Source organism: Pseudomonas sp. NGC7 (assembly GCF_047159675.1).
Taxonomy (GTDB): Bacteria; Pseudomonadota; Gammaproteobacteria; order Pseudomonadales; family Pseudomonadaceae; genus Aquipseudomonas; species Aquipseudomonas kermanshahensis.
In genome coordinates, this window is record NZ_BAAFZY010000001.1 from 1,132,614 (window position 1) to 1,150,077 (window position 17,464).

A 17,464-nucleotide genomic window follows, 5' to 3' on the forward strand; every position below is an offset into this window, starting at 1 on the left:
TAGGTTCTCCGTTATGTCAAAAAGTTGATTCAGAAAGTGCTTTGGATCTTCAGGCCGCCGATCAGCGCATCGTCAACCTGCGACACCCCGCCCGGGTGGCGGATGTACTGCAGGTTGGGGCGCACTGTGAGCCAGTCGGCCAAGTGAATGCCGTAGTACAGCTCGGCGCTGTACTCCGTGTCCTGCACGGGCAGGAAGCCAGGGTTGTCGTAGTCGTCGAGGCCGGCGGCCTGGTTGGCCAGGCGGGCGTTCTTGCGGTAGGCCGGGTTGACGTGCACGCGGGCGAGGGCGAAACCGATGTCGTCCTTGGCGCGGGCATCGAAGGGCCCTTTGTATACCAGTCCTGCCTGAACATAGTTGTCGATGGCATTGGTCTTCTTGTCGTGCAAGGTGGCGTTGGCGAACAGGCTCAGGCCACGCGACTGGTCGGATGCCAGCGAGGTGACCTGCTGCTGGGCGCCGAGCCACATGCCGTGCTTGCTCGAACGGCTGCGGTAGGCGGCGCCACTGAGCGCGGCCGGCTGGCCGTTGCTGTCGTCGAGCACATCGTGTGCCTTGGCATTACTGTAGTAGTAGCCGGCGCGATATTCCCCTTTCAGGCCATTGACCTGTGGGCTCCACACCAGTTCGACCGGCAAGATGGCGCCCTGGGTGCCGCTGCCACTGAGCTTGAAACCGTTACCCGACTCCAGGTTGGAGGGGTTTTGCTCGTACACGCCGACCTGGGCATAGAGTGCGTCGGTGAGGTTGTAGCGCACGCGCAGGGCCCATTGGCTGACAGGCCAGTTGTACCAGATGCCGCCCACCCAGTTGCCTACCTGCGAGCCACAGAAGGCCAGGTTCTGGAAATCGCAGGGGAAGCTGTTGAAGTCTTCGCCTTCGCCGAAACGGCCGAATTTGACGTCCAGCGCGCCGTCGAAGTACTTCTGCTTGACCCACAGTTGCGTGAGCCGCCAGGTTTCACCGCGACCCCAGACTTCCTGAGCAGAAGTGAAGCCGCCGACACGCGGGTCGTTGATGCGGTCGTTGCTGATGTTGTCGCCGTGGCGCTCGGTGAGGGTCAGCTGGAATTCGGTGTCGTTCCAGCCGAGGATCTTTTCCAGGTCCAGGTGGCTACCGAAGGTGAACTGATCGCTGTAGCGCGCGGTACGGTCGTGGTCGAAGCCGCCGTGCAGGTTGCTGCCCATCTCGCCGGTATAGCCGAGGGTGAAGTCGTAACCTTTTGCCAGTAATTCACTGCGGGTGCCGCCCCAATCGCCCAGCATCCACGGGGAATCGCTGGCGAACATTTCGCTGGCGCTGGCAGGGGTTGCACAGGCGGTGAGGGCAAGGCCGATGAAACAGGTTTTGGGCAGCTGGAACATGAGATAGCGCTATCTTTTGATTATTGAACAAACGACAAGGGCATCGAAGGGCGGGCCCTTCAATGGAGTAGACAACAAGGTGGAGTCGATGAAGCGATTCAGCTTGCGGCGGGGAGGATATAGGGGAAGTTGTAAGAAAAAAAGACAAATTGTCGCAGTTGATTGTTGTCGATCCGGTAACAGTGCCGTTTGTAGGAGCAGCCTTGTGCTGCGAAGAGGCCGGTGAAATCAGTGAAGATTTGCTGTGTTATCTCCGGCCTCTTCGCAGCACAAGGCTGCTCCTACACGCGAATGGGGGCGCAGGGCGCCCCAATGGCAGCTCAAAACGTCGTACGCAGCCCCACTTCCACACTGCGCCCCGGCGCTGGCGCAATATCCCGCAGAATCGAACTGGCATAGCGCACCGTCTGATCCGTCAGGTTTTCACCCCGCACGAAGGCCAGCCACTCGCTTTGCCCGATGTCGAAGCGATAGCCCACACTCGCGCCCAGCGTGGTGTAGCCATCGGTGCTGGTTTCGTTGGCCGGTGTGCGATGTTGCGACGCGGCATGCTGCACATCGACCCGCGCCTGCCAGCGGTCCAGCGCCCAGACCAGGCCGCTGTTCAACCGCAGCGGTGCGATTCGTGGCAATGGCTCGCCACTGTCGAGGTTCTTGGCCCGGGTGTAGTCGCCCGACAGCTCCAGCGCGAAGCTGCCATAGCGGTTCTCGACCAGTTGCCAGCGGTCTTGCGCCTCGATGCCATAGAAGCGCGCCCGCACGCCCTGATACTGGTATTCCGGGAAGCCGTCATGGTCGTGATCATGATCGTGGTCATGCTCGCCATGGTCGTGGTCATGGCCCTCACGCAGGTTGCCTGTGCCGATCAGGCCAATGTAGTTGCGAAAGTGGCTGTAGAAGACCCCGACGCTGCCTTTGTGGGTGCCGTTGTCGAAGCGCAGGGCCAAGTCACCGGAAATGGCCTTTTCCTTGTTCAGGCTGGCATCGCCCACCTCGTAAGCCCCGGTGGCCACATGCGCACCGTTGGCATACAGCTCATAGAAGGTTGGGGCGCGCTCGGTGTAGCCAAGGTTGGCGGCCAGTGCCCAGACCGGGTCGAGCTGGTACACCGCCCCGGAGGACAGGCTGAAAGCATTGAAACTGCTGGCGCTGTCGGCCGCGGCAAACGTCTCGTTGCCCTTGGCATCCGGGTCGACGCGGGTGTGCTCCAGGCGCGCGCCCAGGCTCAGGTTCAGGCGCTCGGTGGCCTGCCATTGCTCAAGCATGAACAGCGCCAGGCTGTCGGTATCGGTATGCGGGACGAACGCTTCCTCCCCCAGTGCCGAGAACTCGTTACGGCTGACCTGGGCACCGATCACCCCTTCAACCGGCCCGAGGGGCTGATGGCGCGCCTCGATGCGTGCCTCGTAGCCCTTGTTCTTGAAGGTGGTGTGCACCTCGCCTTCTTCGATTTCGCTGTGCTCGTAGTCGGTATAGCCGGCATCGACCTTGACCGAGCTGAACGGGCCTTCGAGGTCACGCAGTTCAGAGGCGAATGCGTAGTGGTCTTGCTGCATGTCCAAGCGTACGCCGGGTTCGGCCACCGAGCCGTAGTTGCTGTCGTAGCGGCTGTAGGACAGGCCGGCATAGCCATGGTCCCACTGGTAAGAGCCGCCGACGGCGCCCCCGTCCTGACGCCCGTCGCTGTTCTCCAGGCGGTGTTTGCTGCCCGGCTCGTCGGCGTCACGCACCTTAGAGCTGCGCGCGTAACCAGGGATGCGCAAATCGTTGAACTGGCGGCTGTTGGCGTCCAGGTGCAGGGCGAAGGCGCCGTTGCCGGCTTCCAGTTTACCGGCGCTGCTGCGGGTGGTGTCGGCGCCGCCATAACGCAGCTCGCCCGCCCCGTGGATGCCTTCGATCGGCGCATCGGGGATGCGGTTATCGAAGGTATTGACCACACCGCCAATGGCATTGCCGCCGTAGAGCAGGGCAGCGGGCCCGCGGACGATTTCGACCCGCTCCACGGTTACCGGGTCGAGCGGTACGGCGTGATCGTAGGACAGTGACGAGGCATCCAGTGCACCGACGCCGTTGCGCAGGATGCGGATGCGGTCGCCGTCCAGGCCGCGGATTACCGGGCGGCTGGCGCCAGGGCCGAACCAGGTAGAGGCGACGCCGGGCTGTTTGTTCAGGGTTTCACCGAGGCTGCCGTGTTGCTGTTGCAGCAGGTTGTCACCTTCGAGGACCGTGCTCGGGGCGGCCAGTTGGCGATTGCCCAGCGGGTTGGCAGTGATGACCTGTGGTTCGAGTTCAACGGCCTGGCTGGGTGATGAGGCCAGCCACAGCGCGACGGCGAGGGGGGAGAGGCGGAGCGGGATGTACAGCATGGGGATGGGGCGTTCCTTGGCAGAGGCTTTTGTATTGTTACTGTATAACATTTCTATTTCAGCATAAGGCTTTCGCCTCTGGCCAGCGGTTTTTCAAGCGACCTGAGTCCCCTGGCCACTACACTCGTGTAAGGTGCGCACCTTTCCCACGCTGGAGCACTGGCATGAGCACGGCCCAACACAACGCGCTGCACGGCAAGACCCTGGAGCAGATCCTCACCGAACTGGTGGCTCACTACGAATGGCAGGGTCTTGCCGAGCGCGTCGATGTGCGTTGCTTCAAGAGCAACCCGACCATCAAGTCGAGCCTGACTTTCTTGCGCAAGACGCCTTGGGCGCGGGAGAAGGTCGAACAGCTGTACGTAAAGCTGCAGCGCAAGGCCTGAGGTGCGGCGCCATCCGTGGCTGAGCCTGGCCGCCGTGCTCGGTTGGTTCGGCCTAGCGGTGCAGGTGTATCTGGTGCTGTTGGCGCGCTGGCAGGAGCAGGCCAGCCTGATTGGCGGCCTGGTCAACGTCTTTGGTTATTTCACCGTGCTGACCAACACCCTGGTAGCAACGGTTTTGAGCTATGCCGCGTTTGGCCGGGAGGGCAGCGCCAGGCGCTTCTTTCTGTTGCCGTCGGTCAGCTCCGCCGTGGCGGCCAGCATCGTGCTGGTGGCATTGGCCTACAGCGTGCTGCTGCGCCACTTGTGGCAACCTGAGGGCTGGCAATGGCTGGCAGACGAGTTGCTGCATGATGTGATGCCGGCGTTGTTCGTTCTGTACTGGTGGTGCGCGGTGCCCAAGGGCCATTTGCGGCTGTGGCACCTGGCGGGCTGGGCGCTGTACCCGGCGGGGTACTTTGCCTATGCGCTGTGGCGGGGCAGTGAGATTGGTGTGTATGCCTACCCCTTCATCGATGTGGCGAGCCTCGGGTATGGGCGGGTGATGCTCAATGCCCTCGGGGTGTTGGCGGGGTTCTGGGGTATCGGGCTGGTGTTGCTGGGGTTGGACCGCTGGCGCGGCCGGCAGTTGGCGGTCAGCGTGTAGGAGCAGCCTTGTGCTGCGAAGAGGCCAGTGGTACCTCTGAAGAACTGGGGTGATGCTACTGGCCTCTTCGCAGCACAAGGCTGCTCTACAGAAAGCTGAGCTGCGCCCCAGATGTTGGGCACCCGTCCATTATCTGGGGCGAAGCTCGAGCGCGTTAGGCGAGAGCGGCGCTTACTCGTCGTCCGCAGTACCGTCCGCCCGCCAGTAGGCTGCTGCCTTCAAGGCATCGTCAGGCACGCCTTTTTCCAGCAGCAACGCCTTGGCCTGGCGGGTCAGGGCTTTTTCCAGCGCCACCCAGCCGTACAGCCTGCCTTGTGGCAAGGTCAGGTTCTTCAGCAGGGCGAGCAGGTCCTCTTCCTGGCGCCGGACCCAGATCACATCTACCTGCGCCTTGCTTGGCAGCGGCTGGCGTTCCTGTTCGTCTTCGATCTGGATTACCGCCAGCACGTGCCGGCCCGCGGGCAGTTCTTCAAGGCGGCGGCCGATAGCGGGGATCGCCGTCTCGTCACCGATCAGCAGGTAGCTGTCGAAGATATCCGGTACCACCATCGAGGCCCGTGGGCCGGCGATGTTCAGGTGTTGGCCTGGCGCAGCCTGGGCGGCCCAGGTGGAGGCAGGGCCATCACCGTGCAGGACGAAGTCGATGTCCAGTTCGTTGGCCACCAGGTCAATGCGCCGTGGCGTGTATTCGCGCATGGTGGGCCGTGCGCCGCCGTCGCGGCCCAGGTTACGGGCGTCGATGGCCTGCTGTTGTGCTGGCGTTTCGGCAAACAGCAGCTTCACATGATCGTCGGTACCGACGCTGGTAAAGCCCGCCAGTTCCGCACCGCCCAGGGTGATACGGCGCATGCGTGGGGTCAGGTCGGTGACGCGCAGCACGTCAAGGCGGCGCTGGCGGATTTCGTGGTTGACGCGGTGAATAGTGTCACTCATGGGTGTTCTCCGTAACGGCATCGTCCGGCCCGGAGGCAATGGCCTTGGCCGTGTTGTTGAGCAGGTCGCGGACCCGTTCGATTTCTTCTGGTGTCCAGCGCCCGCTGTGCATGTGCAGCGCATGGCGCAGGTTGCCGACCGCTTCGTGGATCTCGGGTGGGCGGTCGTGCCCGCGCAGGGCGCGTTTGCTGACTTCAATGCGCATGCGCACGCCGTCGAGGGCGACCGCTTGCTCGGCCAGGGCGGTGCGGCCGGCATCGGTGATGGCGTACAGGCGTTTGCTGCCCTGGACCTGGCCGCTGATCAGCTCGGCCTCTTCAAGGAAGTTGAGGGTCGGGTAGATGACGCCGGGGCTTGGGCTGTAGCTGCCGTCGAACAGGTTCTCGATCTGGCGGATCAAGTCATAGCCGTGGCCAGGTTGCTCAGCCAGCAGGGCCAGCATCAGCAGCTTGAGGTCGCCGGGGGCGAATACGCGAGGGCCGCGTTCGCCGCGGCCGGGGCGGCGTTCAAAAGGATCGTGGGGTGCAGGGTCGCGCATCAACATGGGCTCCGTCTTGTGCGATATATCTTAAGATATTACTCAAGATATATCTAAAGACAAGCCTTTAATGCCAATGATTATCATCTAAATGTTAGATGAGTCACTTCCGTGCATCGCAACCTGCGGCGCTTTGCATTCATTCGGATTGCCCGGCTGCAGGTACGGCATGAGGATCGGCGCCATGCCCTTGAGCACTTGCACGGGCAGCGCCGAGGTGAATTTGAACGCTTCAGCCGAGCGCCCCGGCACGAATGCGGTCAATGTGCCGAAGTGGTTATCGCCCAGGAAGAACACGAAGGTGGCGGTGCGGTTCAGCGAACGCGAGCCGATCAAGCGACCCCCGGCACCGAAGCTTTCGATGCGGTTGTCGCCGGTACCGGTCTTGCCGCCCATCACCAGCGGTGTACCGTCCTGCAGCTTGAAGCTGCCAGAAATACGCCGGGCAGTCCCCGCGTCGACCACTTGCGACATGGCGCCTTTGAGGGCCCGCGCGACCTCTACCGGGAGGATCCGCTGGCCGCGATCGGGGTCACTTACCAGCTTGGTCTCGTAGGGGGTGTTAGCGGCGAAGTGCAGGGTGTCGATGCGCAAGGTCGGCAGGCGCACGCCGTCGTTCTGAATGATGCCGACCAGTTCGGAAAGGGCGGCGGGGCGGTCACCCGAGCTGCCGATGGCGGTGGCCAGCGACGGCACCAGGTGGTCGAACGGATAGCCCACGCGCTTCCAGCGCTGGTGAATGTCGAGGAACGCTTCAATCTCGACCATGGTGCGGATACGGCTGTCGCGTGCGCCCTGGTGGCGGCTCTTGAACAGCCAGCCATACACCTCCTGGCGTTCGAAGCGGCTGGCATTGACCATTTCGGTCAGCGTGGAGCTTGGGTGCTTGAGCAGGTAACCGAGCAGCCACAGGTCCAGCGGGTGGACCTTGGCGATGTAGCCCTGGTCGGGCAAGTCGTACTTGCCCGGGCCGTAGGCGTCGTACATTTCCGACAGGCGACCGTCGGTGAGTTTGCCCAGGGCACTCTTGTCGTCCTTGCTGTGCGCGCGTACGAAGGCGTTGAAGGTTTCCTGGCCGGCTTCGGGGAACAGGTAGCGGTGCACCGCCGCCAGGCGCTGCGGGGTCACGCGCATGCTGTCGAGGAAGGTGTCCAGGCGTTGTTGCGAGGTTTTGCGCTGGTACTTCTTCCAGAAGCGCATCAGGTAGTTGGTGCCCTCCTTGTCGGCGAAACGGGCCAGGTATTCCTGGCGGCGGGGGTCGGCGTCGTCCTTGAGCAGCGGTACCCGATTGAACGGCTGTTGATAGGTGACGTAGCGCACCAGGTCGCGCATCAGGCGGATGAACGGCAGGTTGATCGATTCGCGCAGGGCGATCTTCAGCGTTGGGTTGCGGCTGTTGTCTTCCTTGCGGAAGTTGTTGAACACGTGCATGCCACCCCCGGTGAAGAAGGCTTCGCCGGTGTTGGCCGAATACTTGCGTTCCAGGGCGGCGTCGAGCATGGCATCTAGGTTCTGGTCCTTGCTGTTCTGCATCAGCCATTCCAGTGACCACTGGGTGATGCGGTCCAGTTCGGCCACCTCGACCTTCTTCAGTTCGGCAGCGGGCTTGCCGGCATACTTGTCGTGCAGCTCGGCGATGATTTCCAGGTAGGTGGTGAGCACCCGCAGCTTGGCCGTCGAGCCCAATTCCAGCTTGCTGCCTTCGTTGATGTCGAACGGCTGGTCGGTGCTGTCGGTCTGCACCCGCACCCTCGAGCCATCGGCGGTGCGCTCGAACAGTGTGAAGCTGTAGCGCACCTGGTCGGTGGTCTTGGTGGTCAGCAGGCGTTCGCCGATCAGCCCGATCTGCGCCGCGAACTCAGGGTCCGAGAGGTTCTTCAGGTACTGGCTGACCTGCATCTGCAGGTCGGCCTGCAGGGTGCTGGTGGCCGACAGGTCGAGGCGGTCGAGGTCGTACAGCGGGCGGTTGAGCATGGCCGCCAGGCGATTGCGGGCCAGGCTGATGCCCTTGTTGGTGATGATCGGCACGATGGTCGGTTGTGCCACCCAGTCGCGATACACCGCCTTGCTGGCCAGCGCCGCATCGGCCAGCGGCTGGTCGATGACTTTGTTGGCGGCGAGCACACGCACATGGGAGTCGGTGAGTTCGGCCAGTTCGACCCGGCCTTTGGACAGGTAATGCGAGGGGCGGCGCTGGGCGATCATCAGCGACAGTACCTGGCGCAGGGCAAGGCCACGCGCGGCCAGGCTTTCGGGGTCGCTGGCGGTCGACAGCAGGGCCTGGTTGACCTGGTCGAAATCGGCGCCGTACCACACCCGCAAGCCTTCAGCCATGCCATGCACTTCACCGTGGCCGGGCACCGCCGAGAGCGGCACGCTGTTGAGGTAGTCGCGCACGATGCGCTGCCGGGCCTCGGTGGTGTCCGGGCCGCCCTGGTAGGCACGCACGCTGGCGGACACCATCTGGCGGATCTTCTCGGCGCCGGACACGGTCAGGCCGTCCGGCGAGTGGCGGTACTTCTCCAGCTGCGTCGCCAGGGTACTGCCACCGGCCGACTGGCCGGGCAAGGCAAAGTACTTGGCCACCTGGCTGTAGGCGGCCTTGGCGAAGCGCGGCCAGTCGACGGCCGGGTTGTTGCGCGGGTCGGTGGTGTCGAGCAGGTCGCGGTTTTCGATGAACAACAGGCTGTTGACCATCACCGGCGGGATCGCTGCAAAGTCCGGGTACAGGTGTTGCGGGTAGTTGTACTGGTAGAGCGTGTCGCCACGGCAGTCGGTAATCGACAGGCCAGCCTGAATTTTCTCGATATAGGGGGCGAACAGGCCGTGATCGACGTAGTCCATCAATGCGGGCGAGAACTGCACCTGTTCGCTGATCAGGTAGTCGCGTTTGAGCAGCCGCGGCAGGAATTCGCCCAGCGCGCTGTAGCCCAGGCGTTTGTCGAACGGGCCTTCACCGGGGTAGACGATGGCATCGCTGGGGCCTGGCTGCAGCGAGTAGGTCAGGGTGGTGGCGAGCTTGCTGAACTCCCGCGATTGCAGGTTGGAGGTGCGGAATTCGTCATAGGCGGCAAAGCCCAGGGCGATGAGGGCCACCAGCAGGATCAGAATGATCAGCCGCCACCAGAGCCGACGCTGACGTGGGGACTTTGCAGGTGGCGTCTCGGCCGGAGGGGTTGCGGGTGCTTCCGTTCTGGTTGGTTCCGATTGCCACAGTGCGCCCATAGTCTTCAATCCGGCCAGGTATTTTCGTCTTGCTTGTCTGAAGCTTAGACGTTGACCGGGTTAGGTGAAAAATTTGTAGGAAGGCGAGAAAAGTGGCGTAGGGATATGCGGCTTTGGTGTGGGTTTCGGGGCCAGGTGATGTTGATAAGGTGTCGCCCTGAGTCTGCGGCGTGTAACAGCCTCAGAACCCTATCAGCGGTGAAATAGACCCGAGATTTCTCGCCAAATTTCCCCGTTTATACAGTGAAAATCCCTACAGGTAGCTTCCTATACTGCTCGCCCCTTCGGCCTGCCGGACGCTCTACTTCGGCACACGGGCCGGCCCACAAGGCCAGCCCGGCCAGTCACCGCCCCGCCTATCGGCGCGGCAGTTGCGGCACGAAGGTCAAATCCAATAACAAAATGAGGTTGTATTGCTATGCCAGTCGGCAACCACCCTGCCCATGCCGAGACCGCACAAGGCGGCCCTCTCAAGCGTGAACTGGGCGAACGGCACATCCGTCTTATGGCGCTGGGCGCCTGTATCGGTGTCGGTCTCTTCCTCGGTTCGGCCAAAGCCATCGAAATGGCCGGCCCTGCCATCATGCTTTCCTACATCATCGGTGGCCTGGCCATCCTGGTCATCATGCGCGCCCTCGGTGAGATGGCCGTGCACAACCCCGTTGCCGGCTCGTTCAGCCGCTACGCCCAGGACTACCTTGGCCCATTGGCCGGTTTTCTCACCGGCTGGAACTACTGGTTCCTGTGGCTGGTGACCTGCGTGGCGGAAATCACCGCGGTGGCCATCTACATGGGCATCTGGTTCCCCGACGTACCCCGCTGGATCTGGGCCTTGGCAGCGCTGGGCAGCATGGGCGCGGTCAACCTGATTGCGGTCAAGGCATTCGGTGAGTTCGAGTTCTGGTTCGCCCTGATCAAGATCGTCACCATCATCGCCATGGTCCTGGGGGGCATCGGCATCATTGCCTTCGGCTTGGGCAACGACGGCGTGGCAGTGGGTATTTCCAACCTGTGGAGCAATGGCGGCTTCATGCCCAACGGCGTGACCGGTGTGCTGATGTCGCTGCAGATGGTGATGTTTGCCTACCTGGGCGTGGAAATGATCGGCCTGACCGCCGGCGAAGCGCGCAACCCGCAAAAAACCATCCCGCAGGCCATCGGCTCAGTGTTCTGGCGCATCCTGCTGTTCTACGTGGGCGCGCTGTTCGTGATCCTGTCGATCTACCCATGGAACGAAATCGGCAGCCAGGGCAGCCCGTTCGTGATGACCTTCGAGCGCCTCGGCATCAAGACTGCGGCCGGCATCATCAACTTCGTGGTCATCACGGCGGCCCTGTCGTCGTGCAACGGCGGTATTTTCAGCACTGGGCGCATGCTCTACAGCCTGGCGCAAAATGGCCAGGCCCCGGCGACCTTTGCCCGCACCTCGAAAAACGGTGTGCCGCGCAATGCGTTGCTGCTGTCGATTGGCGCGCTGTTGCTGGGCGTGCTGGCCAACTACCTGGTGCCGGAGAAAGTCTTCGTCTGGGTGACCTCGATCGCCACTTTCGGCGCGATCTGGACCTGGGTGATGATCCTGCTGGCGCAGCTCAAATTCCGCGCCGGGCTGTCGACTGCCGAGCGCAAGGCGTTGAAATACCGCATGTGGCTGTGGCCGCTGAGCTCCTACCTGGCACTGGCTTTCCTGGTGCTGGTGGTGGGGCTGATGGCGTATTTCGAGGATACCCGCGTGGCGCTGTACATCGGGCCGGCGTTCCTGGTCTTGCTGACCGCCTTGTACTACACCTTCCGCCTGGCGCCGAAGGAGGCGCAAGGGGTAGCGAGCACCGCATCCTGATGTGAACTGGCTGGGGCCGCAGAGCGGCCCCAGCCATGTCAGGCTGCCACCTCACTGTTCGGCTCGAAGCTGTCCGCCCTGGCCAGCTGCCACATCCGCGAATAAAACTGCCCATTCACCTCGCCGGTCAGCAACTCGCCCGGCTTGAGGAATATGTGCATTTGCGAGAACAGCTTGATCTCCGTGGCCGAAACGCGCCGCACCAGGTGCTTGGCCTCCAGTTGCGCGGGGTGGTCCAGGCCGGCCGCTGCCAGCATTTCGGCCAGGGCGCGCAGGGTGTTGTGGTGGAAGTTCAGCACCCGCTGGGCTTTGTCCGGCACCACCAGCGCACGCTGGCGCAACGGGTCTTGCGTGGCCACGCCAGTCGGGCACTTGTTGGTGTGGCAGCTTTGCGACTGGATGCAGCCAATGGCGAACATGAAGCCGCGCGCCGAGTTGGCCCAGTCGGCGCCGATGGCCAGCACGCTGGCGATATCGAACGCGCTGACGATCTTGCCGCTGGCGCCGAGCTTGATCTTGTCGCGCAGGTTCAGCCCCACCAGGGTGTTGTGCACGAACAGCAGGCCTTCGCGCAGGGGGACGCCGATGTGGTCGGTGAACTCTACCGGCGCAGCGCCGGTGCCGCCTTCCTTGCCGTCGACGACGATGAAGTCGGGCAGGATGCCGGTTTCCAGCATGGCCTTGGCGATACCCATGAACTCCCACGGGTGGCCCAGGCAGAACTTGAAGCCGACCGGCTTGCCGTCCGACAGCTCACGCAGTTGGGCGATGAACTGCATCATTTCTATCGGCGTGGAGAAGGCGCTGTGGCGTGACGGCGAGATACAGTCCTCGCCCATGAGCACGCCGCGGGTTTCGGCAATCTCCTGGGTCACTTTGTGCTTGGGCAGGATGCCGCCGTGGCCTGGCTTGGCGCCCTGGCTCATCTTGATCTCGATCATGCGCACCTGCGGGCTGCGTGCCTGGGCGGCGAAGCGCTCGGGGTCGAAGCGCCCGTCAGGCGTGCGGCAGCCAAAGTAGCCGCTGCCCAGCTCCCAGACCAGGTCGCCACCGTGTTCCCGGTGGTAAGGGCTGATGCTGCCTTCGCCGGTATCGTGGTGGAAGTTGCCCAGCTTGGCGCCCTGGTTGAGGGCGCGGATGGCGTTGGCGCTGAGTGAGCCGAAGCTCATGGCGGAAATGTTGAAGATCGACGCCGAATACGGCTGCCGGCACTGCGGCCCGCCGACGATGACGCGGAAGCTCGCCGGGTCGGTCAGCGGTGCCGGGCGCATGGAGTGGCCGATGAATTCGAAGCCGGACTCATACACGTCGATCAGGGTACCGAAGGGTTTGTCCGAGGCTTCGTTCTTGGCCCGGGCATAGACCAGCGAGCGTTGCGCGCGGGAGAAGGGCAGGGCGTCGCTGTCGGCTTCGAGCAGGTACTGGCGAATCTCTGGGCGAATGCCCTCGACCAGGTAACGGATGTTGCCGAGGATCGGGTAGTTGCGGCGTACAGCGTGGCGTTGCTGCAGCAAGTCGAACACACCGATCAGGCTGAGCACGGCAGTGGTCAGGGTGAACGGCCACAACCATTCATGGTGGGTGAACGGCAGGCTCGCCAGGGTGAACAGTACACAGGCGGCGAAGAAGGCGTAGCGGCTGAGAAGTGACAGGCTCATACGGGGTCCTTGCGATGGCGCGGTCAGGCTCAGGGCCTGGGGCAAACCCCGACCATAGCCCGGTTGGGCGATGCTGAAAATGAAAATCGGGGTATCGAAAATCATTCGCTTCAGCGTGCATCGCTCAACAACCTGCGGCGCCAGGTGTCCTGTTCCTCCACCGAGGCCTCGATGAGGAACTGGTAACGCCCGGCGACTCGCACCGCCACCGGCACGCCATCGCGGTACAGCAAGCGGTTACCGCTCACCGCGGGTAGTTTCGCCCCCGGCAGCAATGACCCGACCACATTGAGCGGGTCGCTGGCGCTGACCATCACCAGTGCTCCCTCCGGCTCACGCCGGCGCACTTGCCGCAAAAGGCCCACAGCCTCTGGCAAGGCGAACTGCTCACCGGCCAGCCCAGCAATGAAGCGCCCACCCCGGATTTCGCCGCGGGCCTCCAGGCGGTGATAGCAACGCAGCAATTCGCGCCAGGGCGGCAATACATCACTTTCCCGCTCCAGCAGCCGCCAGCAGATCACCCCATAGCGGCGCAACAGGGCGCGGGCGATGTGCTCCAGACGCTGGCTGTCGTCTATTGCAGCAGTGCCCCTGCGCAACAGCGCCCAGCGGCCGGCGTGGGCCATGCTGGTGGAGAGGGGGGCATGGCCGCGCCTGCTGTTGCGCGAGGTGCGTTTTGCCGCTGGCGTGATCAGGCTGCGCAGCCCGATAAAACTGTCGGCACCCACCAGGCCAAAGCCCACCAGTGCCTGCAATGCGGTTTCCAGTTCGCTGGGCAGCAGGTGGGCTTCCTGCGTCAGTTCATCGAAGAACAACGCCCCATGCCCCTGCAACACGTCATGCACGCGTTGCGCCCGCGGGCCGAGCTCGTCTACTGCCGGTACGGGCGCCAGGCTGCGCCAGAGGCCCAGGTGTTCGCGCGGCAGCAGCACCAGCGGTGTACTGGCCAAGGTCGTGCTGGCCACCGTGGTCGCCAGCCGGCTCCAGGCAAACTGCCCGCTGCGGCAGGTGTCGTCGAGCCAGTGCGGGCTGTAGTCCTGGATGCGTGCCGGCAGCAGCTCCGCCTCCCAGGCGCCGGCCGCAGCGGGGAAGCCCTGCAACTGTGCCAGCACTTCAGCTACGGCCTGTGGCCCGCGCAGGCGCTCATCTGCGGCCAGGTGCTGCCAGTCGAACAGAAAACGCATGAAGTCTTGCAGGCTGACCGGTTCGATCTCCCGGCGCAGGCGTTTGACCGTGTAGCGGTGGATGCGCGCCAGCAAGTGCCGTTCGCACCACTGCAGCTGTTGTTCCGCAGGCCTGAAATAGCCGCGCAACACGTAGCCCTCGGCCTCCAGGCGGGCCAGGGCCTGTTCGATGTCTGGCTGCGGCTTGCCTAGAGGGGTGGCGATCTGCGCCACGGTTTGCGGGCCGTGGCCACTTAAGCGGGCACGCAGCAGTTCGCTTAGCGCATCGTCCGCCTCGATGGCCTGCTCGAAGCCTGGCAGCACGTTCAGCGCAGGTTCGGTGACTGAACCTGAATACACACGTTGCAGCAGGCTCAGGCGTTCACGCGCGAGCCACAGCTGTTGATCCGGCAGGCGCAGGGCGCGCCCCGCTTTGGCCAGTTGCCGAAGCAGCAAATCCCAAGGGGCGTTGGCCTGCACTTCATGGGCAGTGATGGCCCCCAGGCTCATCAACGCTTCGTGCATCTCGTCGGCGTTAGCCGCTTGCGGCCAGGCCTCGCTCTCTACGGCGGCGATGGCATCGGTGTCCAGCGCGCCCAGCTCATCCGCGCTGTGCAGTTCGTTCCAGCGCCGGTTGAGCACGGCCTGGGTGCGTCGCTCTTCCAGGGGCGCATCGTCAAGAAAGGCGTAGGGCCTGGCGTTGAGGATGGCCGAGGCCAGTGGCGACGGGGCCGGCAGGTCACGGCTGAGCAAGCGCACCTCACCGCCTTCGATGCGGCGCAGCAAGGCCAGCCAGCCTTCGCTGTCCATGGCTTCGTGCAGGCAGTCGTCGAGGGTCTGCTCGACCAGCGGATGATCCGGAATCTGCCGTTCGCCGGCGATGTTTTCCAGGCAGGCGATCTGGTCGGGGAACACTGAAGCGATCAGGTCCTCGCTTTTCATCCGCTGGAGCTGCGGGGCCACCTTGCGCCCACCGACGAAGCGCGGCAAGGCCATGGCCACGGCAGCGTTCCAGCGCCAGCGCACGCCGAACAAGGGCGCATCGAGCAGGGCCTGGATCAGGAGCTGTTCGGCGCTGCGGCTGGACAGGTAGCGCCACACCTCATCCAGCGTAAAACTGTGGCTGGTGGACAGCGACAGGACGATGGCATCTTCGCTGGCCGCCGCCTGCAGTTCAAAATTGAAGGTGCGGCAAAAGCGCTTGCGCAGGGCCAGGCCCCAGGCACGGTTGATGCGGCTGCCGTAGGGCGAGTGGATGATCAGCTGGGTACCGCCGGACTCATCGAAGAAGCGCTCCATGATCAGCGTCTGCTGCGAGGGCAGGGCGCCCAGCACGTCGCGGGTGCGCCCCAGGTAATCGAGCAACTGGCTGGCGCTGTCTTCGCCCAGTTCGAAGGTGCGCTGCAGCCAGCCCTGCACGGCGGTACTGTCGGCGCCGGGCAACCCCAGTCGCTCATCGATGCGTGCCTGCAGCCGAGCGACCGCGGCGGACAATTCGTCACTGCGCCCCGGTGCTTCGCCCAGCCAGAAAGGGATGGTCGGCGGCAGGCCGTGGGCGTCTTCTACCCGCACCCGGCCCGATTCGACGCGCAAGATCCGGTAGGAGGCGTTGCCCAATTGGAAAATATCGCCGGCAATGCTTTCCACGGCGAAGTCTTCATTGACGCTGCCAATGTTCAGTGCCTGCGGCTCGAGTAGCACCGCGTAGTCGGCGGTTTCGGGGATGGTCCCGCCACTGGTCAGCGCAGTCAGTTGGCTGCCGCGGCGGCCGCGCAAGGTGCCGCTGACCGCGTCGCGGTGCAGGTAGGCGCTACGGATGCCCTGGCGGCCGTTATAGCCTTCGGCGAGCATGCGCAGCAGCGCCTGATAATGGTTGACGTCGAGTTCGGCGTAAGGCGTTGCCTGGCGCAGGCAGTCGAACAGCGCTTGTTCCTGCCAGGGCTGATTACTGGTTTCGGCGACAATCTGCTGGGCCAGCACGTCGAGGGGCGCAGTGGGAATGTGCAGTTGGTCGAGCTCCCCGTGGCGCACGCAGTCCAGCAGGGCGATGCATTCGATCAAGTCGTCGCGCGAAGTGGGGAACAGGCGCCCTTTGGGGATGCCCTCGACCTGGTGCCCGGAGCGCCCAACGCGTTGCAAGAAGGCCGCGATCGAGCCCGGTGAGGCGATCTGGCAGACCAGGTCGACATCGCCGATGTCGATGCCCAACTCCAGTGACGCCGTGGCCACCAGCACCTGCAACTGGCCGGTTTTCAGGCGCTGTTCCGCATCCAGGCGCAGTTCCTTGGCCAGGCTGCCGTGGTGAGCGGCCACCGCGTCCTTGCCCAGGCGGTCGCTGAGGTGACGGGTCAAGCGTTCGGCCAGGCGCCGGGTGTTAACGAACACCAGCGTGGTGCGGTGCTCGCGGGCGAGGGTTGCCAGGCGGTCGTAGACCAGGTTCCACACGTCCGTGGCCATGACTGCGCCTAAGGGCACGGGCGGCACCTCGAGGGCCAGGTCGCGCTGGCGGGCGTGGCCGATGTCGACGATCGCGCAAGGGCGCTGATGGCCGACCAGAAATTGCGCCACGCGCTCCACCGGCCGCTGGGTGGCCGACAGGCCAATGCGACGTAACGGCCGCCCGCTCAGCGCCTGCAGGCGCTCCAGGGTCAGTGCCAAGTGTGCCCCCCGTTTGTTGCCGGCCAGGGCATGGATCTCATCGACGATCACTGTGTGCACGCTGGCAAGGCCCGCGCGGCCCGAGGCCGAGCCCATCAGCACATAGAGTGATTCCGGCGTGGTCACCAGGATATGCGGGGCCAGCTTGCGCATGGCTGCACGTTCTTTTTGCGGTGTATCGCCGGTGCGCACTGCGGTGCTGATGCGGGGCGGCTTGAGGCCCTGGTCTTCCAGCGCCTGGCTGATGCCTTCGAGCGGCGCTTGCAGGTTCAGGCGAATATCGTTGGACAGCGCCTTGAGCGGCGAGACATACACCACTTGAGTGCACGCGGGCAGTTCGCCGCCGTGTTCGAGGCCTTGGCAGAACAGTTCATCGAGCACGGCCAGAAAGGCGCTCAAGGTCTTGCCGGAGCCGGTCGGTGCGGCCAGCAGCATCGACTGGCCGCCGTGAATCAATGGCCAGGCACGCGCCTGGGCGTCGGTGACCGTGGCGAAATGGCGACGGAACCAGGTGCCGACGGCGGGGTGGAACAGCGCCAGCACCGGGTGCTGTTGGGCGGGTAGGTTCATGTGTTGGTTATGGCGGGTGGGCGGCGGATTGGCAAGGGGCCGTTCGTCTGTGAGGGCAGGCTGCACCGACCTTGTCAGGCGATCAACCCCATGGGATCCTCTCAGGCTTTTCCAGCGAGCCCA

General features: G+C 63.9%; 10 protein-coding genes. 3 read left to right on the forward strand and 7 right to left on the reverse strand.

Features of this window, described 5'->3' with window-relative positions; translation table 11 throughout:
• Positions 1–29: 29 nt before the first annotated feature.
• Positions 30–1,364, reverse strand: a complete 1,335-nt coding sequence (locus ACMCNM_RS05160; protein WP_186702549.1) for a carbohydrate porin — start codon at positions 1,362–1,364, stop codon at positions 30–32.
• A gap of 320 nt (positions 1,365–1,684) precedes the next feature.
• The gene (locus ACMCNM_RS05165) at positions 1,685–3,730 is read right to left on the reverse strand and encodes a TonB-dependent receptor (RefSeq protein WP_412764044.1); all 2,046 of its coding nucleotides are present in this window, start codon (positions 3,728–3,730) and stop codon (positions 1,685–1,687) included.
• Positions 3,731–3,894: 164 nt separating this feature from the next.
• Between ACMCNM_RS05165 and ACMCNM_RS05170 the strand changes: the two genes are divergently transcribed.
• Positions 3,895–4,116: a VF530 family DNA-binding protein gene (locus ACMCNM_RS05170; RefSeq protein WP_027594165.1), complete on the forward strand. Its 222-nt coding sequence runs from the start codon at positions 3,895–3,897 to the stop codon at positions 4,114–4,116.
• A 1-nt stretch (position 4,117) separates the two neighbouring features.
• The gene (locus tag ACMCNM_RS05175) at positions 4,118–4,759 is read left to right on the forward strand and encodes a Pr6Pr family membrane protein (protein WP_186677498.1); all 642 of its coding nucleotides are present in this window, start codon (positions 4,118–4,120) and stop codon (positions 4,757–4,759) included.
• A 171-nt stretch (positions 4,760–4,930) separates the two neighbouring features.
• Here the strand turns inward: ACMCNM_RS05175 and ACMCNM_RS05180 are convergent, their stop codons facing one another.
• The 3 genes from ACMCNM_RS05180 to ACMCNM_RS05190 all read right to left on the reverse strand — a co-directional run bounded on the left by ACMCNM_RS05180 (position 4,931) and on the right by ACMCNM_RS05190 (position 9,455).
• Positions 4,931–5,692: a siderophore-interacting protein gene (locus ACMCNM_RS05180; RefSeq protein WP_085273569.1), complete on the reverse strand. Its 762-nt coding sequence runs from the start codon at positions 5,690–5,692 to the stop codon at positions 4,931–4,933.
• A complete protein-coding gene (locus tag ACMCNM_RS05185; RefSeq protein ID WP_027594168.1) occupies positions 5,685–6,230 on the reverse strand; it encodes a PadR family transcriptional regulator in 546 nt (181 codons plus the stop codon). The genes ACMCNM_RS05180 and ACMCNM_RS05185 overlap by 8 nt, the downstream gene beginning before the upstream one ends.
• Before the next feature lie 87 nt (positions 6,231–6,317).
• A complete protein-coding gene (locus tag ACMCNM_RS05190; RefSeq protein ID WP_027594169.1) occupies positions 6,318–9,455 on the reverse strand; it encodes a transglycosylase domain-containing protein in 3,138 nt (1,045 codons plus the stop codon).
• Positions 9,456–9,873: 418 nt separating this feature from the next.
• On the opposite strand from ACMCNM_RS05190, the gene ACMCNM_RS05195 reads away from it, so the two are divergent.
• Positions 9,874–11,292, forward strand: a complete 1,419-nt coding sequence (locus tag ACMCNM_RS05195) for an amino acid permease (RefSeq protein WP_099455156.1) — start codon at positions 9,874–9,876, stop codon at positions 11,290–11,292.
• A gap of 38 nt (positions 11,293–11,330) precedes the next feature.
• On the opposite strand, the gene ACMCNM_RS05200 is transcribed toward ACMCNM_RS05195, so the two are convergent.
• Positions 11,331–12,950: an FMN-binding glutamate synthase family protein gene (locus tag ACMCNM_RS05200; RefSeq protein ID WP_412764045.1), complete on the reverse strand. Its 1,620-nt coding sequence runs from the start codon at positions 12,948–12,950 to the stop codon at positions 11,331–11,333.
• Between the two features lie 110 nt (positions 12,951–13,060).
• Positions 13,061–17,341 carry a DEAD/DEAH box helicase gene (locus ACMCNM_RS05205; protein WP_412764046.1) on the reverse strand — a complete coding sequence of 1,427 codons (4,281 nt, stop codon included), beginning with the start codon at positions 17,339–17,341 and terminating at the stop codon, positions 13,061–13,063.
• Positions 17,342–17,464 lie beyond the last annotated feature (123 nt).

What these genes read in the sequence shown, in the direction of transcription:
- ACMCNM_RS05180 (WP_085273569.1), bottom strand. Translation starts at nt 5,692, where the DNA reads ATGAGTGACACTATTCACCGCGTCAACCACGAAATCCGCCAGCGCCGC.
- ACMCNM_RS05195 (WP_099455156.1), top strand. Translation starts at nt 9,874, where the DNA reads ATGCCAGTCGGCAACCACCCTGCCCATGCCGAGACCGCACAAGGCGGC.
- ACMCNM_RS05190 (WP_027594169.1), bottom strand. Translation starts at nt 9,455, where the DNA reads ATGGGCGCACTGTGGCAATCGGAACCAACCAGAACGGAAGCACCCGCA.
- ACMCNM_RS05205 (WP_412764046.1), bottom strand. Translation starts at nt 17,341, where the DNA reads ATGAACCTACCCGCCCAACAGCACCCGGTGCTGGCGCTGTTCCACCCC.
- ACMCNM_RS05160 (WP_186702549.1), bottom strand. Translation starts at nt 1,364, where the DNA reads ATGTTCCAGCTGCCCAAAACCTGTTTCATCGGCCTTGCCCTCACCGCC.
- ACMCNM_RS05200 (WP_412764045.1), bottom strand. Translation starts at nt 12,950, where the DNA reads ATGAGCCTGTCACTTCTCAGCCGCTACGCCTTCTTCGCCGCCTGTGTA.
- ACMCNM_RS05170 (WP_027594165.1), top strand. Translation starts at nt 3,895, where the DNA reads ATGAGCACGGCCCAACACAACGCGCTGCACGGCAAGACCCTGGAGCAG.
- ACMCNM_RS05185 (WP_027594168.1), bottom strand. Translation starts at nt 6,230, where the DNA reads ATGCGCGACCCTGCACCCCACGATCCTTTTGAACGCCGCCCCGGCCGC.
- ACMCNM_RS05165 (WP_412764044.1), bottom strand. Translation starts at nt 3,730, where the DNA reads ATGCTGTACATCCCGCTCCGCCTCTCCCCCCTCGCCGTCGCGCTGTGG.